Below are 19,638 nucleotides of genomic sequence, written 5' to 3' on the forward strand. Positions count from 1 at the left end.
GGCCCACGGACGAGCTCCTCGACAGAGCCGCTGACCCCCGCGCGCCGAGGTCAGAGCAGTTTGTCCTGGGTGAAGGGGACGTCCCTGAGGCGCCGGCCGATGGCGTGGTAGATCGCGTTGCCGATGGCCGCGGGCACGCCGGTCCCGGGCGTCTCGCCGAATCCGCGGATCCCGGCCAGCTCGGCGTCCGGTTCCGGCCGGTCCACGAACAACGCCTCCACCGACGGCGCGTCCGCGCAGACCGGGACCAGGTAGGTGGACAGGTTCGGGTTGACGACCCGGGCGGTGGCCGGGTCCACCATCGTGTGCTCCATCAGCGCGAAGCCGAGCCCCCACATCACACCGCCGATGACCTGCCCGCGCGCGGTCCGGTGGTTGAGCACCCGCCCCAGGTCGTGCGCGGTCACCACCCGGGTCACGCGCAACCTGCCCAGCCTCGGCTGGATCCGCACCTCCAGGAACACCGCGCCGAACGAGTGCCCGGGCGTGCTGTTCCGCTTGTCGCCGGTCACCTCGACGGAGCGGCCGTGGCGGGTCATGACCGCGCGGTAGGTGTCCACGCGGTCGCCCCCGGCGGACAGCCGGCCGTCCCGGGCCACGACCTCCTCGGCGGGCACGCCGTGCAGCGGGGAGCGCGGGTCGGCGACGGCGAGCGCGATCACGGCGTTCCGCGCCTTCGCCGCCGCGTCGGCCGCCGGGGCCGCCACGCTGGGCATGGTGGACGACCCCGCCGACAAGGACGCGTCGGGGTAGGCGGTGTCGCCCAGCAGCGTCGTGACCTGGTCGAGCGGCATGCCGAGCCCCTCGCAGACGATCTGGGTGAGCACGGTGTAGGTGCCGGTGCCGATCTCCTGGGTGGCGGCCCGCAGGGTCGCGCGCCCGTCGGGGCCGATGGTGAGGCGAGCCCGGGACGGGATGACGGTGTGCGTGTGGGTCTCGGTGGCCATGCCCCAGCCGACGTACTCGTCTCCGTCCCTGGTTGTGCCCGGCCGGGGGTTGCGCCGGGCCCAGCCGAACGCCTCGGCCGCGGCCCGATAGCACTCCAGCAGCCGCTTGTCGGCGTACGGCACGGGAGGATCGGGCTGCTGGTCGACCTCGGTGTGGTTGCGTATCCGGAGCTCCACCGGGTCGATGCCGAGCTCGTAGCTCAGCTCGTCCATGGCGGTCTCGAGGCCGAAGTGAGCGGTCGTCTCCGGCGAGCGCATGTAGCTCGACGTCGGCAGGTCGAGCCGCACACCCAGCTGCCGTACGTGGACGTTCGGGCAGGCGTACAGGCGCACCGTGGAGTCACCGCCGTTGTAGACGTTCTCGTCGACGCGGGTCACTTGAGCCGTCGAGGTGCTGACGACGGCGGTCAGCGCGCCCTGCCGGGTGGCGCCGAGCCGGAGGTGGTGGCGGTACTCGGCGCGGTGACCGTTGGAGGTGTACATCTGCGCGCGCGTCAGCACCAGCTTCACCGGCCGGCCGCAGAGTCGCGCCGCCGCCGCGGTGAGCAACGTGTGCGGATAGGTGGGGCCCTTGGCGCCGAAACCACCGCCCAGGTAGGGGGAGACGACCCTGACGCTCCCCTCGGGCATCCCGAACGCGATCTGGACGGTGTTGCGGGCGAAGACCACGCCCTGGGTGCTCTCGTACAGGATCAGCGTGCCGTCGTCCTCCCAGACGGCGGTGGTGGTGTGCGGCTCGATCGGGTTGTGGTGCTGCATCGGGCTGCTGTAGGTCCGGTCGACGCGTACCGCGGCCTGTCCGAGCGCCGCGGCGGCATCGCCGCGGCTGTACTCGTTGGGCCTGTCGCGGAAATCGTCCGGCAGGAACGCCTCGTCGAGCACGTCGGCCATCCGGGCGACCGGATCCTCCGCCCGATAGCGCACCTTCACCAGGCCGGCGGCCTCCTGTGCCTGCTCCAGGGTCTGGGCCACGACGTACGCGACGGGCTGCCCGTGGTGGTGCACCCGCGTGTCCTGCATGGGGATGAAAGGCCTGTTGTACGGGAAGTTCGGCAGGTTCAGCCGCGGCATGTCGGCGTGGGTGTGGACCGCGACGACGCCGGGACGCGCGAGCGCCGCCCTGCGGTCGATCTCCAGGACCTCGCCGCGGGCGATCGTGCTCATCACCAGGGCGCCGTGCAGCACACCGGGCACCTCCTGGTCCGCGGCGTAGCGGGCCGCGCCGGTGACCTTCGCCCGGCCGTCCACCCGCGCCACGCCCTGCCCCACCAGCCCGCTCATCGAAGCCCTCCCAGCTCGCCGAGAACGCTCACCAGCGCCCGCTGGACGAGCTCGACCTTGAACCTGTTCCCCTCGTACGGCTTCGCGTCCCTGACCAGGATCCGGCCCGCCTCGTCGATCGCCTGCCGGGTGAGCGGCCGGCCCCGCAGCGCCGCCTCGACGCGGGTGTCCCGCCACGGGCGGGTGCCCACGCCGCCGAAAGCCAGCCGTACGTCCCGTACGACATCGCCCCTCGTCCGCAGCGCGGCCGCCACCGACACCACCGCGAACTCGAACGTGGCCCGGTCGCGCAGCTTCAGGTAGCGCGACTGCCCGGCCAGGGCGGTGCGCGGCACGTCCACCCTGGTGATCAGCTCACCCGGGCGCATCACGGTCTCCCGGTCCGGCGTGGACCCGGGGAGAAGGTAGAAGCCGGCGATGGGGACGGCGCGCTCGCCGCCGGGACCGAGCAGGCGCACGGTCGCGTCCAGGGCGGTCAGCGCCACCGCCAGGTCCGACGGGTGCGTGGCGATGCAGTGCTCGCTGCCTCCCAGGATCGCGTGTCCCCGGTTCTGCCCGCTGATCGCCGGGCAGCCGCTGCCCCGTACCCGCCTGGCGCAGGGAGAGGCCGCATCGCGGAAGTAGCCGCACCGGGTGCGCTGCAACAGGTTCCCGCCGATCGAGGCCATGGTGCGGATCTGCGGGGACGCCGAGGCCAGCAGCGCCTCCGACAGCATCGGGAACTCCCGCCGCACTCCGGGGTGCTCGGCGACCTGCCGCATCCGGGCCGCCCCGCCTATCCGCAACGAGCCGGAGCCGACGGTGATTTTGCCGAGGTCCAGCCGGTTGACGTCCACGAGGTGGTCGTGCGCCTCCGCGCCGTCGCGCATCAGGTTCAGCAGGTCCGTGCCGCCTGCCACGAACGTCGAGCCGGGGGTGGTCGCGGCCAGCCGCACCGCCTCGGCCGGATCGCGCGCGACCGTGTAACCGAAGGCCCTCATCGCCGCACCTCCTTCGCGGCGTCGGCGACGGCGGCGACGATGTTCTGGTAGGCCGCGCACCGGCACAGGTTGCCGCTCATCCACTCGCGGATCTCCGCCTCCGAGCCCGCATGCCCCTCGTCGATGCAGGCCACGGCGGACATGATCTGACCGGGAGTGCACGCGCCGCACTGGAAGGCGTCGTTCCGGATGAACGCCTCCTGTACGGGGTGCAGCTCCTCTCCCCGCGCCAGCCCTTCCACCGTGGTGATCTCGGCCCCCTGCCGCATCACCGCCAGCGTCAGGCACGACTTGACCCGCTCGCCGTCGGCCAGCACCGTGCACGCCCCGCACTCGCCCCGGTCGCAGCCCTTCTTGGTGCCGGTGAGGCCGAGCCGCTCCCTTAACGTGTCCAGCAGCGTCACCCGCGGCTCCAGGACGACCTTGCGCAGCCGCCCGTTGACCGTCATGGCGACCTCCACCGACGCCCCCGGGGCGACGGCGTACGCCTGAGCGGTGGCGGCCGGGGGAGTCGCGGCGGCGGGAGCGGCGACGCCCGCAGCGGCCACGGCCGTGCCCGCCGCGGCGGCCTTGAGCACCGCACGACGGCTGGGCGCGGGCGTTTCAGGGGCTTTCGTCCGTTGTCCCGGTGGCACGTCCGGTTCGGAGGTGGATCCGCTGCCGTGGAAGATCATCATGCTCCTTCTCCGTACGGAACCGGCTCTGCGACAGGGCCCGGTCCCTGGTCCCGGGAGAGCCTTCCGGCCGGTGACCGGATGACATGTAATCGATGGCAACAGTATTTCGTTAACGATGATGCGGTCAAGAGGCGCTAACGGGAAAGTGTCAACGGCGATATGGCGCGGCCTTCCCCGAGGGGTCACGATCTTGTCACGCGACCTCCGGCGTCCTGGCCGCTTGAGCATCATCAAGCCCATGGCCAAGAAGAACGCGAAGCGGCAGTCCGGACGGTGAAGCCTTCGTCGATCATCGTGGCGGTGCTGGTGCTCGTGACCGTCCCGGCGCTGGTGTGGATGCTGGGCCCGGGAGCCACCTGGGTTCTGGAGAACATCGACGGCGTCACCCTCGATGACGGCATCCCACCACCGGCGACCTCGCCCCCGAACGAGCTGACCGGCACCGACTGGGCCGCCGCCGTCGCGGCCGTTCGCGGCAACGTCCTGGCCGTGGCCACCGGCCTGGCCGCGTTGCTGGCGGTGTTCTACACCGCGCGCAACGCCGACACCGCGCGGCGCACCTTCCGGCTCGGCGAGCGTGGCCATGACACCGACCGCTTCAGCAAGGCGGTCGAACAGCTCGGCGGCGGCTCGGCCCCGGTCCGGCTCGGTGGCCTGTACGCGCTCGAACAGCTCGCGCAGAACAACCCGAGGCTGAGGCAGACAGTCGTGGACGTGATCTGCGCGTATCTCCGGATGCCGTGGACGCCGCCGCGCGAGGAGGACCGGCAGCAGCGGATCCGCGCCGCCCAGCGCGCCGCCCGCACCCGTTCGCTGGGCCGTACCGAGACCCGGGCCGGCCGGGCGCCGGAGGAGGAACGCCAGGTTCGGCTCACCGCGCAGCGCCTTCTCGCCGACCACCTGGCCTGGTGCGAACGCCGCTGGTGGCAGCGCCCCACCTCGGTCAACCCGCGCTTCTGGCCGGGCATGCGCCTCGACCTGTCCTACGCCACCCTGCTCGACTTCGGTCTCGCCAACTGCCGTGTCCTTCACGCGGACTTCCACGGGGCGACCTTCATCGGCCGCACCTCGTTCAGCCGCGCGACCTTCGTCGGCGACGCCTCGTTCACCGGCTATGCCTCGTTTCACAGCGCGACCTTCACCGGCCACGCCGACTTCGGCGGGGCGGCCTTCACCGACTACACCGCGTTCCGGGGCGCCACCTTCGCCAGTTACGCCGACTTCTACGGAGCGACCTTCGGCGGCTCGACCTGGTTCGAGAAGGCGTCCTTCAGCGAGGAGGCTTCGTTCCTCCTGGCGACCTTCAAGGGCACCACCTCTTTCGATCAGGCGACCTTCAGCGGCACTGTCTCGTTCGACAAGGCGACCTTCGCCGGCCGCGTCACCTGCACAGACGTCCGGGTGACGCACCCGAATCCTGGGAACACATGGCCGCCGGGATGGCGTCTGGAGTACGGGCGCGGCGGCGCGGTATTGAGGCGGGACGGTTAACCCTCGAGAAGACGAAGACGCCCCCACCTGGTGACGGGCGGGGGCGTACGTCGTCGTTCCAAGGAGGCTGGTTCAGCAGACGCTGATCCACTCCGTCGCGTACAGGATTTCGTTGGGGATGCCGTGCCTGCCGTTTCCGTAGGACGCGATCTCCGCCTGTGAGGCGTTGTAGAGCCGCACCCTCGCGCCGCCGTACTGGTTGTTCACGACAGCGCCCGCGTTGATGAAGTTGTAGACCTTCCGCCAGCCGCACTTGAACATAGGGAAGCCGGTGTGCGTTCCGTCGCCGTCTCCCACGGTGATGCATGCGTAACCATTGAATTGCTCGGTCTCGCAGATATCCAGGAACTCCTCCCGCATCTCAGGGAAACTCAGGTCCATGCGAGGCTCGCCGGAGTAGAGCGGAACGACCCGAGGGGTCCAGGCCGCGGTCGCGACGGCCGTCGATGTGGCCGTCGATGCGGCCGTCGCCGACGTCGTCGACGCGACGATCATGGTCGGCACCACCAGTGCCAACCCGATGAGCATGACAAGTGCCCTGAGCGCGCGCCTGGGGCCGGGAATGCTGCGAGTTCCCATCAGTCCTCCTGACTGTCAGTTCTGGGCTTCATCCTCATGCGGTACGGATAGATCAGCCCAGGACACCCTGAGGACATTCACCGGACACAGCGGCCCCGCCCGAAGGCGTCGATGGGACGCCGGTGCCCGGGGCCCACCACGCGTCGACCGCGGCGATGTCGGCGTCGGTGGGATGGGCGAGCCGGTTCACCAGGTCCACGGTCGGCGACGGCTGTCACGTGTGTGCCCGGTGACCTGGGGAAGCAGGCTAATTGCTTCGCCCCTTCTGCACAGGAGGACGGATGGTGCGTGTCCGTGAAGTCCCGGCCCCGATGACCGTTGCCCCCGACGCCCAGCTCGCCGACGTGGTGTTCGCCGACGACCGGGTCGACGGCGACATGGTCCTGTTCCGGCGCCGGTCGGCCGGCGGCTGGCGTCCGGTGACGGCCGGGCAGTTCGCGGCCGACGTCCGCAGCTTGGCGGCCGGTTTCCTCGCTGCCGGGATACAGCCCGGCGATCGGGTCGCGCTGCTGGCCGCCACCAGCTACGAGTGGACGCTGGTGGACTACGCATTGTGGGCGGTGGCGGCGCTGCCGGTCCCGATCTACGAGACCTCCTCGGCCGAGCAGGTCCGCTGGGTGCTGGAGGACGCCGGCCCGGTCGCGGCGGTGGTCGAGCACGAGACGCATCGCCGCTTGGTCGAGGACGCGGCCGAGGGCCTGCCCGGGCGGCCGCGGGTGTGGCAGATCGACGACGGCGGGCTGGACCGTCTCCGCGAGGACGGGCTGGCCGTGGACGAGGCCCGGCTGCGTGAGCGCCGACGGGCGGTGTCGGCCGACGACCTGGCGACGATCATCTACACCTCGGGCACCACGGGCCGCCCGAAGGGCTGCATGCTGAGTCACGGCAACCTGCTGTACGAGGCGCGCGTCGCGATCGACAGCCTGGAGCGGATCTTCGGCCGGGACGCCTCGACCCTGCTGTTCCTCCCACTGGCCCACGTGTTCGCGCGGGTGATCCAGGTGGCCTGCGTGGAACGGGGTGTGTGCCTGGCGCACAGCGCCGACCGGGCCAGGCTGACCGAGGACCTGGCCGCCCTGCGACCGACGTTCCTGCTGGCGGCGCCCAGAGTGTTCGAGCGGGTCCACAACAGTGCTCAGCAGCGGGCCCAGGCCGAGGGCAAGGGCAGGATCTTCGACTGGGCCGAGCGGACCGCCGTGGCCTACAGCCAGGCGCTGGACGACGGGCGGCCGGGCTTGCGCCTGCGGCTGGCACACCGCCTGTCCGACCGGCTGGTGTACGGACGGCTGCGGGCCGCGCTCGGCGGCCGGGTCGGCTACGCCATCTCCGGCGGAGCGCCGCTGGGCGCACGGCTGGGCCACTTCTTCCGAGGAATCGGCATCACCGTGCTGGAAGGCTACGGGCTGACCGAGACCAGTGCCGCCGCGACCGTCAATCTGCCCCACGCACAGAAGATCGGCACGGTCGGGCCGCCCCTCCCCGGGGTCGAGGTCCGGATCGACGACGACGGGGAGATTCTGATCAGGGGCCCGATCCTGTTCCAGGGCTATTGGCGCGACGAACAGAAGACCAGGGAGAGCCAGACCGCCGATGGCTGGCTGCTCACCGGCGACCTCGGCGCCCTGGACGAGGACGGGTTCCTGACGATCTCGGGCCGCAAGAAGGAGATCATCGTCACCGCCGGCGGCAAGAACCTCGCCCCGGAGCCGCTCGAGGACCGCCTGCGCACCCACCGGCTCATCAGTCAGGCCGTGGTCGTGGGCGATCGGCGGCCGTACACCGCCGCCCTGATCACCCTGGACGCCGAGGCGCTGGCGTCATGGAAGCGGGCCGCCGGCAGGCCCGAGCACGCCGGCCCGGCCGAGCTCCGTGACGATCCGGATCTGCTGTCCAGGCTGCAGACGGCCGTGGACGAGGCCAACAGGGCGGTGAGCCGGGCCGAGTCGATCCGCAGGTTCCGGATCCTCGCGGTCGACCTGACCGAGCAGAACGGGTATCTGACCCCGACCCTGAAGGTCAAGCGTTCCTTGGTCCACAAGGACTTCGCGGCGGACATCGAGGAGCTGTACCGCTGAGCGCCGGACGCCAGGACCGGCAGACCGGCCGCGTCGCGGGCAGGCGATCGACGCTGGACCGGATGGTGGCGGACACGCCGGCGTCCCGTGACCGGGTGGTCGACGCCGCCCGCGCGCTGTGCATCGTGGTCGTCACCCTCTGGCACTGGACCTTGTCGGTCAACCATCGCACCGCCGACGGCAGCCTGGCCATGCCCAACCCGATCGATGCCGTGCCCGGTGGCTGGCTGGCCACCTGGGTGCTGCAGATCATGCCGGTGTTCTTCCTGGTCGGCGGGTACGCCAACCTGGTCGGCCGGCAGCGGGCCCAGGCACGCGGGACGACCGCCGGCCAGTTCGTCCGGGGCCGGTTGCGCCGGCTGCTGTGGCCGACCGCCGTCTGGGCCCTGGTCTGGCTCGCCGGCGAGCTGATCGCCGCCGCCCTGCCAGGCCCGCACCGATGGATGTGGGAGTGGTTCCCCGGTTACCTGACGCCGCTGTGGTTCCTGGGCGTGTACGGCCTGCTGATCGCCGTGGTGCCGATCACCGCGAGCCTGCACGACCGCTACGGAGCCGGAGTCCTGGCGGCGCTCGTGCTGCTGATCGCTCTCGGCAGCGTGGCGAACCGCGGCGCCGGCCTGGTCTGGGCGGGCTGGGTGACCGCCGCCCTGGTGTGGCTGTTCTGCCACCAGCTCGGCTACGCCTGGCGCGGCTGGGAGCTGGGGCGGCGGCCGCCGGCGCAACGGCTGGCCGTCGCCGGGATCGGGCTGGCCGGGCTGGCCGGGCTGACCGTGGGAGCGGGCTACCCCCTCTCGATGGTGGGCACCACCGGCGCCGAATCCAACATCTTCCCGACCAACGCCGCCATCGCCGCCCTGGCCGTCTTCCAACTCGGGCTGCTGGCCCTGATCACGCCGGCCGCCGAGCGCCTGCTGCGCCGGCCGGTTGCCTGGAAGCCGGTGGTGGCCCTCAACGTGGCCGCGTTGACCATCTTTCTCTGGCACATGACCGCCTACCTGGTGGTGCTGTGGGCCTATGAAGGGCTGGGCGGCACCCTGTCGGCGGAGCCCACCGCCGGCTGGTGGGCCCAGCGCTGGCTGTGGCTCCTGGCCCCTTCGGCCGTGCTGGCCGTGCTGGCCGCCCTGTTCCTCCAGGTCGAGCTGGCCGCCCGCCGGCCCCGTAAAGAGGCAGGTCGCTGACCTCGGCACGCTGATCCGCTCGCCGTGACGGCCCCCTTGCGCCGGGATACCCCACCGCCGGTCCGAGGGCGTCAGCCGTGCGGCGTAGTCGCATCAGCCTCCGGTCGTACGAAGGCGGCGCTCCCGTGGTGGACGCGCCCGGCCGCCGCCGCTTCCTACCGTGACGCCGTGACCATCAACGAAACGGCGCAGAGCGGGCGGGTGGCGGCGGGGCTGGCGGCGTCCGCCGGCGGGCTGGCCATGGCCGTCACGGGCGTGATGCAGGCGATGCGGCCCATGGACGATGATCCTCGCGTGCTCGGTGAGGAGCACCTCCTTCTGGGCCTGTTCGCGGCCTCGCTGATCCTTCTCGTTCCCGGCCTCGTCGCGCTGGCCCGCCACGGCGGCCGTGCCGCCCTCGTGGGAGCCGTCGTCGTCTCGGCCGGCCACGTCCTGCTGGCGTTCGGCGCCACGTCGTCGAACCTGCGCGGCGAGGACTACGCGTGGTTCCCCTTCGTGGCCGTACCGGCGAACCTCGGCATGCTCGTGGGGGCGATCATGATGGCGGTGTCGCTGTGGCGGGCCGGGCAGGTGCCCCGCGCCGTGGCGGCGGCCCTTCCGGCCCTCTGGGCGTGCGAGATCATCCTCGCCCAGCTCGGCGGCGGGCTGATCGCCGGCCTCTACTGGCTCGTCGTGGGCGTCCTGCTCACCTCCGGCACCTGGCGGACTCGCCGGTGAGCTCGCGTTCGGTGGTCCGGACGAGCCCTGATGGAGTGCAGACATCTCCGTCTTCCGAGGGTGACCCCGGGCGGGGCGCGCAGAACCGGCCGCCGGCCGAGACGCTTTTCGCATGGGGGTCGGAGCTCCTCAGGGGGTTCGCCGCCGGTGCGAGCGTCGTGCTCGCCGTCATGTTCGGGTGGGCGATCGTCGTGGGCCTCATCCTCGGACTCGTCCAGCTGACGGAGGAGCAGACCAGGATGGTGGACGTCGTCATCGGCAAGCACCTGGTCGGCCAGGCCAGGGCGCAGCTCGTGCAGCAGGTGGTCTTCCTGGTCCTGGCCTTCCTGCTCGGCTTCGTCGTCAACTGGCTGTCCACGCCGGCGCTCGACACGCTGCGGGGCTGGTGGACCACCTGAGCGTCCCCAAGGCCGCCGGAGCTTCCTCGCGTTCGCGCGTACCGGCTGTGCCGCACGCCGAGCGCTAGCCGGGCGTCCCGTCGCGCTCGCTTCTCCGGGCGAGGCTCTGGGCTTGGCCCGCGTGTATGTCGCTCACCCATTCCCAGCCGGGCTTGGCCGACGGGCCGAGTCGTGGGTCGTCGGGAGTACGGCCGTCACGCAAGGCGTGCACGTACGCGCGGTCCAGTTCGATCCGCGCGCGTATCTGGTCGGCTCCGCCGACGGACCCGTGACCGGGGACGAGGACATCGGCATCGCCCGCCACGTCCTCAAGCAGCCGCAGCCCGGCGAGGTACTCCTCGACCGGGTCGTTGGTGCCGTTGAAGTCGTCGAACATCGGAACCAGGACATCGGACAGCATGTCGCCGGCGACGAGAACCCCGCGTTCCTCGATCAACAGCGCCGCGTGGCCCGGGGAATGAGCCGGATGCTCGATGATCCGGACTTGAGGGCCATCCCACGGAATCCGGGTGGTTCCGGCAGGCAGAGCGGTGATGAGGCCGAACAGGTCCAGCGGTGTCTCGTCGGCGATCTCCGGCGGCAGCCCTTCGGCGACGCGGTCTTTCCAATCCGGGTTCGAGCGCAGGTCTCGCATGGAAGCCGCACAGCGGGCCGTACCGTAACGGGGCGCGTCGCCGAGCGCTGCGTGCCAGAGCACGTGATCCCAGTCAGGATGCGTCGAGAAGCCTGCCACAACAGGCCGGCCCAGCTCGCGAAGGTCGTTCGCGAGGCACGCCATTTCGTCGCCCGTTATCCCGGGGTCGATGAGCATCACGCCGGCCCGGCCCAGCACGACGACGGTGTTGTTCTGGAGCAGCTCGCTCTGATGGACGAGCACACCCTCCGCGACCTGCCTCAGCACGAGCTCGTCTCCTTCGCGTCCCGTACGGCGTAGTGATGCATCGTGACGCCCTGCTCGAACGATCGCTGCTCCAGCAGGTCGAGATCGATCGGCAGGTCATAGTCGTCGAACAGCGGCCTGCCGAAGCCGAGGATCGAGGGATGGGTGAAGAGCAGCAACTCGTCAAGAAGCCCCGCCCGGAGCAGCTGCGTCGCGAGCGCCGCGCCGCCCACGCTGATGCTGCCGTCGGTCTCGGCCCGCAGCGCGGCGAGCCGCTCGATCGCGTCGTCCCCGCCGATGATCCGGGTGTTGTGGCCGGCGCTACGGCGGGTGCGGGAGACGAGCACCTTGGGCTTGGCGGTCCAGATCTCACCGTACTCGCGCATGACGTCCGGCAGCGACGCGTCCTCGCTTGACCGCGGCCAGTATTCCTCCATGGCCTCGTAGTAGACCCGGCCGTGGACCATGAGCGCGAGCGTCCGCGTCCGCGCGTTGGCCTCGCGGTGCAGCTCCTCGTCGACGCGCAGCCACTCGCCGGCGCCGTTGTCCCCCGGAACCTGCTCGATCCGCAGGTCGAGGGATACCTGCATCGAGTAGATGAAGCGACCCATCAGCTCCTCTTCCAAAGTGGTTGCAGTGTGCAACTACTATAGGGGGGGCGAAATACCTGTCAAGGAGGAACAAGTGGAACCACGGTCCGGGTGTTCGATCAACGCCGCCGTCGAGGTGCTCGGAGATCGCTGGTCGCTGCTCGTGCTGCGCGACGTCATCTTCGGCGACCGCCGCTACTTCCGGGCGCTGCTCACCGGGTCGATCGAGGGCATCGCCTCGAACATCCTCGCCGACCGTCTCGTACGGCTCGTCGAGGCGGGGATCCTCACCCGCGGCACCGCCGTGCGGGGGCAGCGCGCCCGCTACAGCCTCACCGAAGCCGGCATCCAGACCGTTCCGATCATCTACGCCCTCGGCAACTGGGGCCTCGACTGGCGGCCGGGCGGCGACGAGCTCCGGAGCCGGCAGCGGCTCATGCGCGATGAGGGCCCGGCGTTCGTCGAGGAGCTGATGGACGAGCTTCGCGTCCGCCACCTCGGTGCCCCGCCGAAGCCGCACGACGGTCCGGGGCCGTTCGAGCGCCTCGACGCCGCCTGTGCCGCGAGTGACGGAACGGCCCCGCCCTGACCTTCCCGGGCTCCGGTGGCTTGCCGTCACGTCGTTCGGCGTGAGGGGCTGCCCCGTCGTCCGGGGGAGCCCCTCACCTGCGGTCGGCGTTCAGGCGCAGCCGCGCGCCTTCACGGAGAAGGCCGGGATGGTCAGGCTGGCGCTGCTGGAATGCGGGGTGACGTGGACCGTGCCGCCTTCGAACCGCAGCTCGTACTCGCCCCGTCCCCGGCACGCGTAGTGGTCGGTGTAGGTGCTGGTGTTGCCGGAACGGGCGATGTACACGCTGTTGCTGCGCGACTCGGTCCAGGCGGGGACGCCGTCCTTCGACAGGGACAGCTTCGAGCTCATCGAGCAGTCGGAGTTGGACCACAGGGCGACGCCGTGCCAGCACTCCAGGGTGAGCGTGTTGGTCGGCTCCAGGGTGCGTTCGCCGAAGGTGTGGGTCTTCCACGCCTCGGTGAGGCAGATCGTGGCCCTGGCGGAGTAGTTGCCGGAGGTGATCTCCTTCATGGCGCAGCCGCGGGGAGGGTTCTGCGAGGACGCGGAGGCGGGGTGTGGGACCGCCGTGAGGGCCAGTGCGGCGGTGAACAGCATGGTCAAGCTGCGGAACGGTCTCGTCATGGACGCATGTTACTCGGAGCGACTTTTCTAGCACGTAGAGTGGCCGGTCGATGTCTTTCGTGGTGCCGGTGTCAGTGGGTGCAGGTGGCCGAGACGGTGACGTCGTAGATCCACCACACGCCGCCGGGCGCGGTGTAGACCAGGGACGACGTCGTGGCGTAGCCCGTGCACGCCTGGCCCGCGGCCAGGAGCGCCGCGCGGGCGGCCTGCGCGCCGTTCTCGACGGCGACGTTCGGGCTCGTGCCGCCGGCCTGACGGGTCTCGGTGCGCGGGACGGTGTACGACACCGGCGGCGGGACCTCGCAGTTGCCTGACGCGGTCGCCTCGTAGATCCACGCCGAACCGTCGGGCGCGGTGTAGAGGTGCCTGGTGGTGACAGACACGCCCGAGCAGACCTCGCCGGCCGCGGCGGCCTGCTGGTTCAGCGCGGCGCGGGCGTTGGCCTCGGCGGCCGCCTTTCCCGCCGCCGGGCTGGGGCCCCAGCCCGAGGAGGTGGCCGAGCGGTAGGCGGCGGCGAGCGCGGCGGGAGCGGACAGCACCGCGCCGGCGGTCAGCGTCAGGGCGAGGACGAGGACGAGGCGCAGAACCTGGGCAGGACGACGAGCGCTGAGTGCCATGGTGTCCCTCTCGCGAGGAGGTTCGAGATCGTCACCATAGAACCGGGCAGGCCGGGCCGACCAGCGCCGGGGGCGCGGGCAGGCGTCCGCGCACGTCGAGACTGAAACTTTCACCTGGGTGTGCGCCGCTCGCGTCAGGACATGGCGTAGTCGTCGGGCTCGTGCGGCCTCACAGCCGGGCGTTCAGCACGGCGACCTCGGGCCACGGGTCGAAACCGTGCTCGATCAGCCAGCGGACCGCCCGCAGGCTCCGTAAGGACCACCACCCGCGGATCACGTCGAGGTCGACGTCGGTTCCGTAGCCCGCGACGACGTCGCCGAGGCGCTCCTCGTGTCCGAGCGTCAAGGTGGCGAGGTCGAACAGGGCGTCACCCGGCCCCGCCTCGGACCAGTCGATCACGCCGGTGATCTCGTCACCGTCGGCGAACACGTGGGTGACCTGCAGGTCGCCGTGCGTGAACACCGGTGTCCACGGCCGGAGCGCGGCCTCGGCGACCCGGCGGTTCCGCGTGACCACGTCGGCGGGGAGGACGCCGTTCGCGACGAGCCACGCGCATTCGCCGTCGAGGCGCGATGCGACCTCGTCGAGGCTCCGGCCGGGCCAGGGCGGCGGCGGCGCGTCGTGCAGCGTGCGTGCGGCGGCACCCGCTGCGGCCCACGCCGCCGACGACGCGGTCGACGGCTCGCCGAGGCGGCCGAGCGCCGTCCCCTGCAGGGCGGCGAGGGCGAGCACGGGCGGCTTCCGCCACAGGACCTCCGGGGTGGGGATCGGCGCCATGGCCATCGCCTCGACCTCGACGTCGGCGCGCGTCCGATCAGCGTCGATCTTCAGGAACACGTCGCCGACGCGCAGGGTCGCGCGCTCCTGATGGGCGACGACGACCTCGACCTCCTCCACATCGGCCATTATCTCGGGATGACCAACGACGTCGCCGGATTTATCGCGTACGACTGGACGGCTGACCGCCCTCGATCCCATGCCAGGGTTACGACATGACCGATACGCCATGGGAACCGCCGCTGGCCGGTGACGAGAGCGCCCACCTGCTCGGCGCGCTCGATCGGCTGCGCACCACCTTCCGCTGGAAGGCCGACGGCCTGGACGAGCACGGGCTGCGGACCCGGGTGGGCGCCTCCGCGCTCACCCTCGGCCGCCTGCTCAAGCACCTGGCCGTGGTGGAGGACCACATGTTCAACGTCAAGTTCCGGGGCAAGCCGATCGGCTCGGCGTGGGAGGACTGGGAGGGCGGCGACGACTGGCCGTTCACCTCCGCCGACACCGACAGTCCAGAGCACCTGTACCGGCTCTGGGACGACGCGGTCGCCCGCTCCCGCGCCACGCTCGCCGCCGCGCTGGCCGACGGCGGCCTCGACCAGCTCGCCCACGTCTCCACTCCCGACGGGCGGCACGCCAGCCTGCGCCGCCTGGTCTGCGACCTGATCGAGGAGTACGGCAGGCACACCGGCCACGCCGACCTCCTGCGCGAGGCGGTCGACGGCCGGGCCGGCGAGGACCCTCCACCCGGCTGGCGCCAGGTGAGCTAGGCACAGAACGCTTCGGACTGACGATCAACCTGGCTGGTCGTCGTACCACTTGGGTGTGGCGACCTCCCGGGGATCGGGGGCGGAACCGGATCCGGGGATGACGAAGAGGTCGACGGTGTCGGAGCTGTGGTCGCGCGATCCGTTGACGATCCGCCTGCGTCCCGATGCTTCCGTGCCAGTCGAAGCCCTCCGGCACGGCCGGGCCGATCAGGTTGCCGACCTCGTCCGGCGCCACCGGAATGACCTTCACCGTGACGTTCAGCCCGACCGCGCGGAATGCTTCCTCGAAGCGCCGGCGGTCGGCCGTGGGGTCGGTGATGGTCACGGCGAAATAGTCGCCGGACTTGTTGATGGAGACCGCCGCGTTGGCGTACTCGGTCGCCGGACCGCCTGGCGATCTGCTCGCTGGTCAGCCCCTCCCAGCAGTCCAGCGCCGGCACCTCGCGGCCACGCCGTACAGCCACAGCAGCCCCGCTCACCGTCGGGCCAGGCGGTGAGGAACGTCTCGGAGATGACATCGGCGGTGTCGTCGGCCGAGTCGGTACGGCGGGCTGCGTACTGATGGATGGCCGGGTAGTACGCGTCATAGATCGCCTCGAAGCGATCTTGATGTGTCACAACGTCTCCTCGCGAAAAGTGCCGGACACCTTGGTAAATGTCCGGCACCCTTCAGCGTGTTGCAGGTGACCGAAAAGGAGTCCGGTCCGAGACGCTCGGGGGACGTCGGGTACATCATCGGAGTACGCGGGTACCGTACGAAACGGATCTCCCCCCGGAAGGCCCGGCGCCGCCTGAGCGCCGGGACCGGCTCGGCGTTCGGGGGATTCGGGGACATGACGACGTTGACCGTCAACGGCAGGGACTATCCGCTCGACCTGGATGACGCCCGCCTCACCCTGCTGGACGCGCTCCGCGACCGGCTGGGTCTGACCGGCACGAAGAAGGGCTGCGACCAGGGCGCCTGCGGCGCGTGCACGGTGATCGCGGACGGCAGGCGCATCCTGTCCTGCCTCACGCTCGCCGCCCAGTGCGACGGCCGGGCGATCACCACGATCGAAGGGCTGGGCTCCGAAGGCGGCCCGCACCCCATGCAGGAGGCGTTCGTGCGGCACGACGCCTTCCAGTGCGGCTACTGCACCTCCGGGCAGATCATGTCGGCGGTGTGCCTGCTGGCCGAGGGGCGCGCGGGCTCGGACCCGGACATCAGGGAGTTCATGAGCGGCAACCTCTGCCGCTGCGGCGCCTATCCGAACATCGTGGCGGCCATCCGGGAGGTCGCCGGGGCGGGTGGCGGCGATGCGTGAGTTCACCTACGTCCGGGCGGCCGAGGTGGGGCAGGCCGTCGCCACGGTGAGCGCGGACCCGGGAGCCTGCTACCTGGCAGGCGGCACGACCCAGCTCGACCTCATGAAGGACGGCGTGCTGGAGCCCGGACGGCTGGTGGACATCACCAGGCTCCCGCTGCGCGGTGTCCGGCTCGACGGCGACACGCTGCGGGTGGGGGCGCTGACCACGATGGAGGAACTCGCGGCCGACCCGTACGTGAGCGCGCGGGCGCCGTTCGTCCGCGAGGCGCTGCTGCTCGGCGCGTCGGTCCAGCTGCGCAACATGGCCACCATCGGCGGCAACCTGCTGCAGCGCACCCGCTGCCGCTACTTCCGCGACCCGACCGTGCCCGACTGCAACAAGCGCCGCCGCGGCACCGGCTGCGCGGCCGTCACCGGCGCCGCCCGCATGCACGCGATCCTCGGAGCGAGCGAGCACTGCATCGCGTCGCACGCCTCCGACCTGGCCGTCCCGCTGGTGGCGCTCGACGCGATCGTGCGCGTCCGGGGGTCCGCGGGGGAGCGGACCATCCCGCTCACCGACTTCTACCTGCTACCGGAGGCCACGCCCGATGTGGAGCACATGCTCGGCCAGGGTGAGCTGATCACCGCCGTGGACGTCCCGCTGCCTCCGGAGGGCACCCGGTCGGGCTACCTGAAGGTCCGCGACCGCATGTCCTACGAGTTCGCGCTCACCTCAGCGGCTGTGACCCTGCTGCTCGACGGCGGCCTGATCCGGGAGGCACGGGTCGCGCTCGGCGGGGTCGGCACCGTACCGTGGCGGGCCCGCGACGCGGAGGAGATCCTGCGCGGCGCGCCGGCGGGCCCGGCCGCGTTCCGGGAGGCCGCCGAGCGGGCGGTGCGTGACCCGTTCACCGTGCCGGGCACGGCTTTCAAGGTGGAGCTGGCCAAGCGCACGCTGACGCGCGCGCTGCGTACCGTCGCGGGGGTGGCGTCATGACGACCGTCGAACGGCCCCGGATCGTCGGCGCCGGAACGGACCGGGTGGACGGCCCGCTCAAGGTGACCGGCGCGGCGCCGTACCCCAACGACGTCAGCCTGCCCGGCATGGCCCACGCCGCCGTCGTGCGGGCCACCATCGCCTCAGGGCGGATCACCCGGCTCGACACGGGCACGGCCGAGAGCGCCCCGGGCGTGCTGGCGGTGCTCACGCACCTCAACGCGCCGCGACTCGGCTCCGGCCCGGAGTCCCTCCTGCGTACGCCGCCGCCCCCGCTGCAGGACGACCGGATCCTCTCCTACGGCCAGTACGTCGCCGTCGTCGTGGCGGACACGCCCGAGCAGGCCAGGGCGGCGGCGCGGCGGGTCGAGGTCGGCTACGAGCGGGCCGAGCCGCTGCTGGATCTCGACGACCCGCGGGCGGAGCGGGTGGCGGACCCGTGGGACAGCGACGCCTCATGGGGTGACGTGGCCGCCGGGCTCGCCCGCGCGGACGCCGTCGTCGACGCGTCGTACACCACCGCCGAGAACACCAACAACCCGCTCGGCCTCTTCACCACGCTGGCCGCGTGGGACGGCGACGCGCTCACCGTGCACGACTCCACCCAGTGGCCCGTCCTGGTGCGGGCCACGCTCGCGCGGATGTTCGGCGTGCCGGAGGCGGGAGTGCGGGTGCTGGTCCCGTACGTCGGCGGTGGCTTCGGCGCGGGGCTGCGCGTCTGGCCGCACGTCGTGCTCGCCGCGATGGCGGCGCGGCGGACCCGGCGGCCGGTCAGGCTCGAACTGGCCCGCCCGGAGATGTTCACGGGCATCGGCCATCGCCCGGCCACGGCGCAGCGCGTCCGGCTCGGCGCCACCCGCGACGGCCGGCTGACCGCGATCGAGCACGAGAGCGTGTCGACCCTCTCGATCGAGGGGGACAACATCGAGCCGTGCTCATCCGTCTCCACGACGGCGTACGCCTGCCCGAACGTCTCCACCCGGGACCAGCAGGTACGGCTGAACATCCCGTGGACCAACTCGATGCGCGCGCCGGGCGAGGCCCAGGGCAACTTCGCGCTCGAGTCGGCGATGGACGAACTGTCCTACATGCTCGGCCTCGACCCGCTGGAGCTGCGGCTGCGCAACTACGCCGAGGTCCACCCGCGCTCCGGCCTGCCGTGGTCGAGCAAGGCGCTGCGCGAGTGCTACGAGGTCGGCGCCGACCGCTTCGGCTGGGCCCGGCGCGGGGCCGAACCCGGCTCGATGCGCGAGGGCGACTGGCTCGTCGGGTACGGCCTGGCCGGGGTCAGCTACTTCTGGTACCAGGCCCCCTGCCGGGCCAGGGCGACCGTGCGCGGCGACGGGACGGCGTACGTGCGCAGCGCGGTGACCGATATCGGCACCGGCACGTACACGGTCATGACGCAGCTGTCGGCCGAGCTGCTCGGCCTGGAGCCGGGGAGCGTCACGTTCGGGCTCGGCGACACCGGCATGCCCCCGGGGCCCCAGGCGGGCGGCTCCGGACTCACCGCGGCCCTGGGCAACGCCGTGCACGCGGCCTGCCGTGCCCTTCTGCGGGCCTTCCTCGACCTGGCGGGCGCCGACCCGGCCTCGCCGCTGGCCGGCTGCGGGGCCGACGACGTCACCGTCACGGACGGACGGATCCACCGCGCCGGCGAGCCCGGGCGGGGCGAGTCCTACACCGGCATCCTGGCCGCGCACGGGCTGGAGGAGCTGAGCGCGGACGGCGACAGCGAGCCGCGCCGGGCGGAGGAGGCCGGGATGGCTCCCGCCGGGCCGTTCGGCGCGCGGTTCGTGGAGGTCCGGGTGGATCCCGAGCTGGGGCGGCTGCGCGTGGCGCGGGTCGTGTCGGTGATCGACGGCGGCCTGATACTCAACGAGAAGCTGGCCAGGAGTCAGATCATCGGCGGCACGGTCGGCGGGATCGGCATGGCGATGTTCGAGGAGACGGTCACCGATCCGGGCACCGGCCGGATCGCCAACGCCACCCTGGGCGACTACCTCGTGCCGGTGAACGCCGACGTCCCGGACCTCGACGTGACCTTCGTCGGGGTCCCGGACGCGTACAACCCGGTCGGGGTGAAGGGCGTCGGCGAGATCGGGCTCGTCGGGATGGCCGCCGCCATCGCCAACGCCGTCTTCCACGCCACGGGCAGGCGCATCCGCTCCGTGCCCATCACGATCGACGATCTTCTCTGAGCAC

Annotated in this window: 20 protein-coding genes; 10 read left to right on the top strand and 10 right to left on the bottom strand. The window is 71.6% G+C overall.

The window, feature by feature from the left end:
* Positions 1-50 precede the first annotated feature (50 nt).
* Genes FR742_RS11110 through FR742_RS11120 form a run of 3 tightly spaced genes read right to left on the bottom strand, consistent with a single transcriptional unit; the run spans position 51 to position 3,657 of the window.
* Complete coding sequence (locus FR742_RS11110) at positions 51-2,228, bottom strand: xanthine dehydrogenase family protein molybdopterin-binding subunit (protein WP_187281088.1); 2,178 nt, start codon at positions 2,226-2,228, stop codon at positions 51-53.
* A complete protein-coding gene (locus FR742_RS11115; RefSeq protein WP_148030875.1) occupies positions 2,225-3,208 on the bottom strand; it encodes a xanthine dehydrogenase family protein subunit M in 984 nt (327 codons plus the stop codon). The genes FR742_RS11110 and FR742_RS11115 overlap by 4 nt, the downstream gene beginning before the upstream one ends.
* On the bottom strand, positions 3,205-3,657 hold the full coding sequence (locus FR742_RS11120) for a (2Fe-2S)-binding protein (protein ID WP_219547344.1): 453 nt from the start codon (positions 3,655-3,657) through the stop codon (positions 3,205-3,207). The genes FR742_RS11115 and FR742_RS11120 overlap by 4 nt, the downstream gene beginning before the upstream one ends.
* Before the next feature lie 501 nt (positions 3,658-4,158).
* On the opposite strand from FR742_RS11120, the gene FR742_RS11125 reads away from it, so the two are divergent.
* On the top strand, positions 4,159-5,376 hold the full coding sequence (locus FR742_RS11125) for a pentapeptide repeat-containing protein (RefSeq protein ID WP_187281089.1): 1,218 nt from the start codon (positions 4,159-4,161) through the stop codon (positions 5,374-5,376).
* A 72-nt stretch (positions 5,377-5,448) separates the two neighbouring features.
* Here the strand turns inward: FR742_RS11125 and FR742_RS11130 are convergent, their stop codons facing one another.
* A complete protein-coding gene (locus tag FR742_RS11130) occupies positions 5,449-5,955 on the bottom strand; it encodes a hypothetical protein (RefSeq protein ID WP_148030877.1) in 507 nt (168 codons plus the stop codon).
* 281 nt (positions 5,956-6,236) lie between these two features.
* Between FR742_RS11130 and FR742_RS11135 the strand changes: the two genes are divergently transcribed.
* The 4 genes from FR742_RS11135 to FR742_RS11150 all read left to right on the top strand — a co-directional run bounded on the left by FR742_RS11135 (position 6,237) and on the right by FR742_RS11150 (position 10,323).
* A complete protein-coding gene (locus FR742_RS11135) occupies positions 6,237-8,030 on the top strand; it encodes a long-chain fatty acid--CoA ligase (protein ID WP_261808474.1) in 1,794 nt (597 codons plus the stop codon).
* A 62-nt stretch (positions 8,031-8,092) separates the two neighbouring features.
* Positions 8,093-9,208 carry an acyltransferase gene (locus FR742_RS11140; protein ID WP_261808475.1) on the top strand — a complete coding sequence of 372 codons (1,116 nt, stop codon included), beginning with the start codon at positions 8,093-8,095 and terminating at the stop codon, positions 9,206-9,208.
* A 168-nt stretch (positions 9,209-9,376) separates the two neighbouring features.
* Positions 9,377-9,925, top strand: a complete 549-nt coding sequence (locus FR742_RS11145) for a hypothetical protein (protein WP_148030878.1) — start codon at positions 9,377-9,379, stop codon at positions 9,923-9,925.
* 158 nt (positions 9,926-10,083) lie between these two features.
* A complete protein-coding gene (locus tag FR742_RS11150) occupies positions 10,084-10,323 on the top strand; it encodes a hypothetical protein (protein WP_148030879.1) in 240 nt (79 codons plus the stop codon).
* Positions 10,324-10,387: 64 nt separating this feature from the next.
* On the opposite strand, the gene FR742_RS11155 is transcribed toward FR742_RS11150, so the two are convergent.
* A complete protein-coding gene (locus FR742_RS11155; RefSeq protein WP_148030880.1) occupies positions 10,388-11,224 on the bottom strand; it encodes an MBL fold metallo-hydrolase in 837 nt (278 codons plus the stop codon).
* The gene (locus tag FR742_RS11160; RefSeq protein WP_148030881.1) at positions 11,218-11,814 is read right to left on the bottom strand and encodes a dihydrofolate reductase family protein; all 597 of its coding nucleotides are present in this window, start codon (positions 11,812-11,814) and stop codon (positions 11,218-11,220) included. Before FR742_RS11160 ends, FR742_RS11155 begins: the two co-directional genes overlap by 7 nt.
* A gap of 73 nt (positions 11,815-11,887) precedes the next feature.
* On the opposite strand from FR742_RS11160, the gene FR742_RS11165 reads away from it, so the two are divergent.
* Entirely contained in the window at positions 11,888-12,382 is a 495-nt protein-coding gene (locus FR742_RS11165; RefSeq protein ID WP_222708894.1) for a helix-turn-helix domain-containing protein, read from the top strand.
* A 90-nt stretch (positions 12,383-12,472) separates the two neighbouring features.
* On the opposite strand, the gene FR742_RS11170 is transcribed toward FR742_RS11165, so the two are convergent.
* The 3 genes from FR742_RS11170 to FR742_RS11180 form a co-directional block, all read right to left on the bottom strand.
* Positions 12,473-12,985: a hypothetical protein gene (locus FR742_RS11170; protein ID WP_148030883.1), complete on the bottom strand. Its 513-nt coding sequence runs from the start codon at positions 12,983-12,985 to the stop codon at positions 12,473-12,475.
* A gap of 71 nt (positions 12,986-13,056) precedes the next feature.
* On the bottom strand, positions 13,057-13,602 hold the full coding sequence (locus tag FR742_RS11175) for a hypothetical protein (RefSeq protein ID WP_148030884.1): 546 nt from the start codon (positions 13,600-13,602) through the stop codon (positions 13,057-13,059).
* A 169-nt stretch (positions 13,603-13,771) separates the two neighbouring features.
* Positions 13,772-14,500: a phosphotransferase gene (locus FR742_RS11180; protein WP_148030885.1), complete on the bottom strand. Its 729-nt coding sequence runs from the start codon at positions 14,498-14,500 to the stop codon at positions 13,772-13,774.
* 95 nt (positions 14,501-14,595) lie between these two features.
* On the opposite strand from FR742_RS11180, the gene FR742_RS11185 reads away from it, so the two are divergent.
* On the top strand, positions 14,596-15,147 hold the full coding sequence (locus tag FR742_RS11185; protein WP_148030886.1) for a DUF664 domain-containing protein: 552 nt from the start codon (positions 14,596-14,598) through the stop codon (positions 15,145-15,147).
* A gap of 321 nt (positions 15,148-15,468) precedes the next feature.
* Here FR742_RS11185 and FR742_RS46530 read toward each other — a convergent pair whose 3' ends face one another.
* On the bottom strand, positions 15,469-15,813 hold the full coding sequence (locus tag FR742_RS46530; RefSeq protein ID WP_148030887.1) for an RNA polymerase sigma factor: 345 nt from the start codon (positions 15,811-15,813) through the stop codon (positions 15,469-15,471).
* Positions 15,814-15,980: 167 nt separating this feature from the next.
* On the opposite strand from FR742_RS46530, the gene FR742_RS11195 reads away from it, so the two are divergent.
* From FR742_RS11195 to FR742_RS11205, 3 genes are read left to right on the top strand one after another with little or no spacing between them, the layout of a single operon-like run.
* A complete protein-coding gene (locus FR742_RS11195) occupies positions 15,981-16,451 on the top strand; it encodes a (2Fe-2S)-binding protein (protein WP_148030888.1) in 471 nt (156 codons plus the stop codon).
* Entirely contained in the window at positions 16,444-17,433 is a 990-nt protein-coding gene (locus tag FR742_RS11200) for a xanthine dehydrogenase family protein subunit M (RefSeq protein WP_148030889.1), read from the top strand. Before FR742_RS11195 ends, FR742_RS11200 begins: the two co-directional genes overlap by 8 nt.
* Complete coding sequence (locus tag FR742_RS11205; protein WP_148030890.1) at positions 17,430-19,634, top strand: xanthine dehydrogenase family protein molybdopterin-binding subunit; 2,205 nt, start codon at positions 17,430-17,432, stop codon at positions 19,632-19,634. The genes FR742_RS11200 and FR742_RS11205 overlap by 4 nt, the downstream gene beginning before the upstream one ends.
* The last annotated feature ends 4 nt before the right edge of the window (positions 19,635-19,638 follow it).

Origin of the sequence: Nonomuraea sp. C10 (assembly GCF_008017515.1) — a bacterium.
Lineage (GTDB): Bacteria > Actinomycetota > Actinomycetes > Streptosporangiales > Streptosporangiaceae > Nonomuraea > Nonomuraea ferruginea.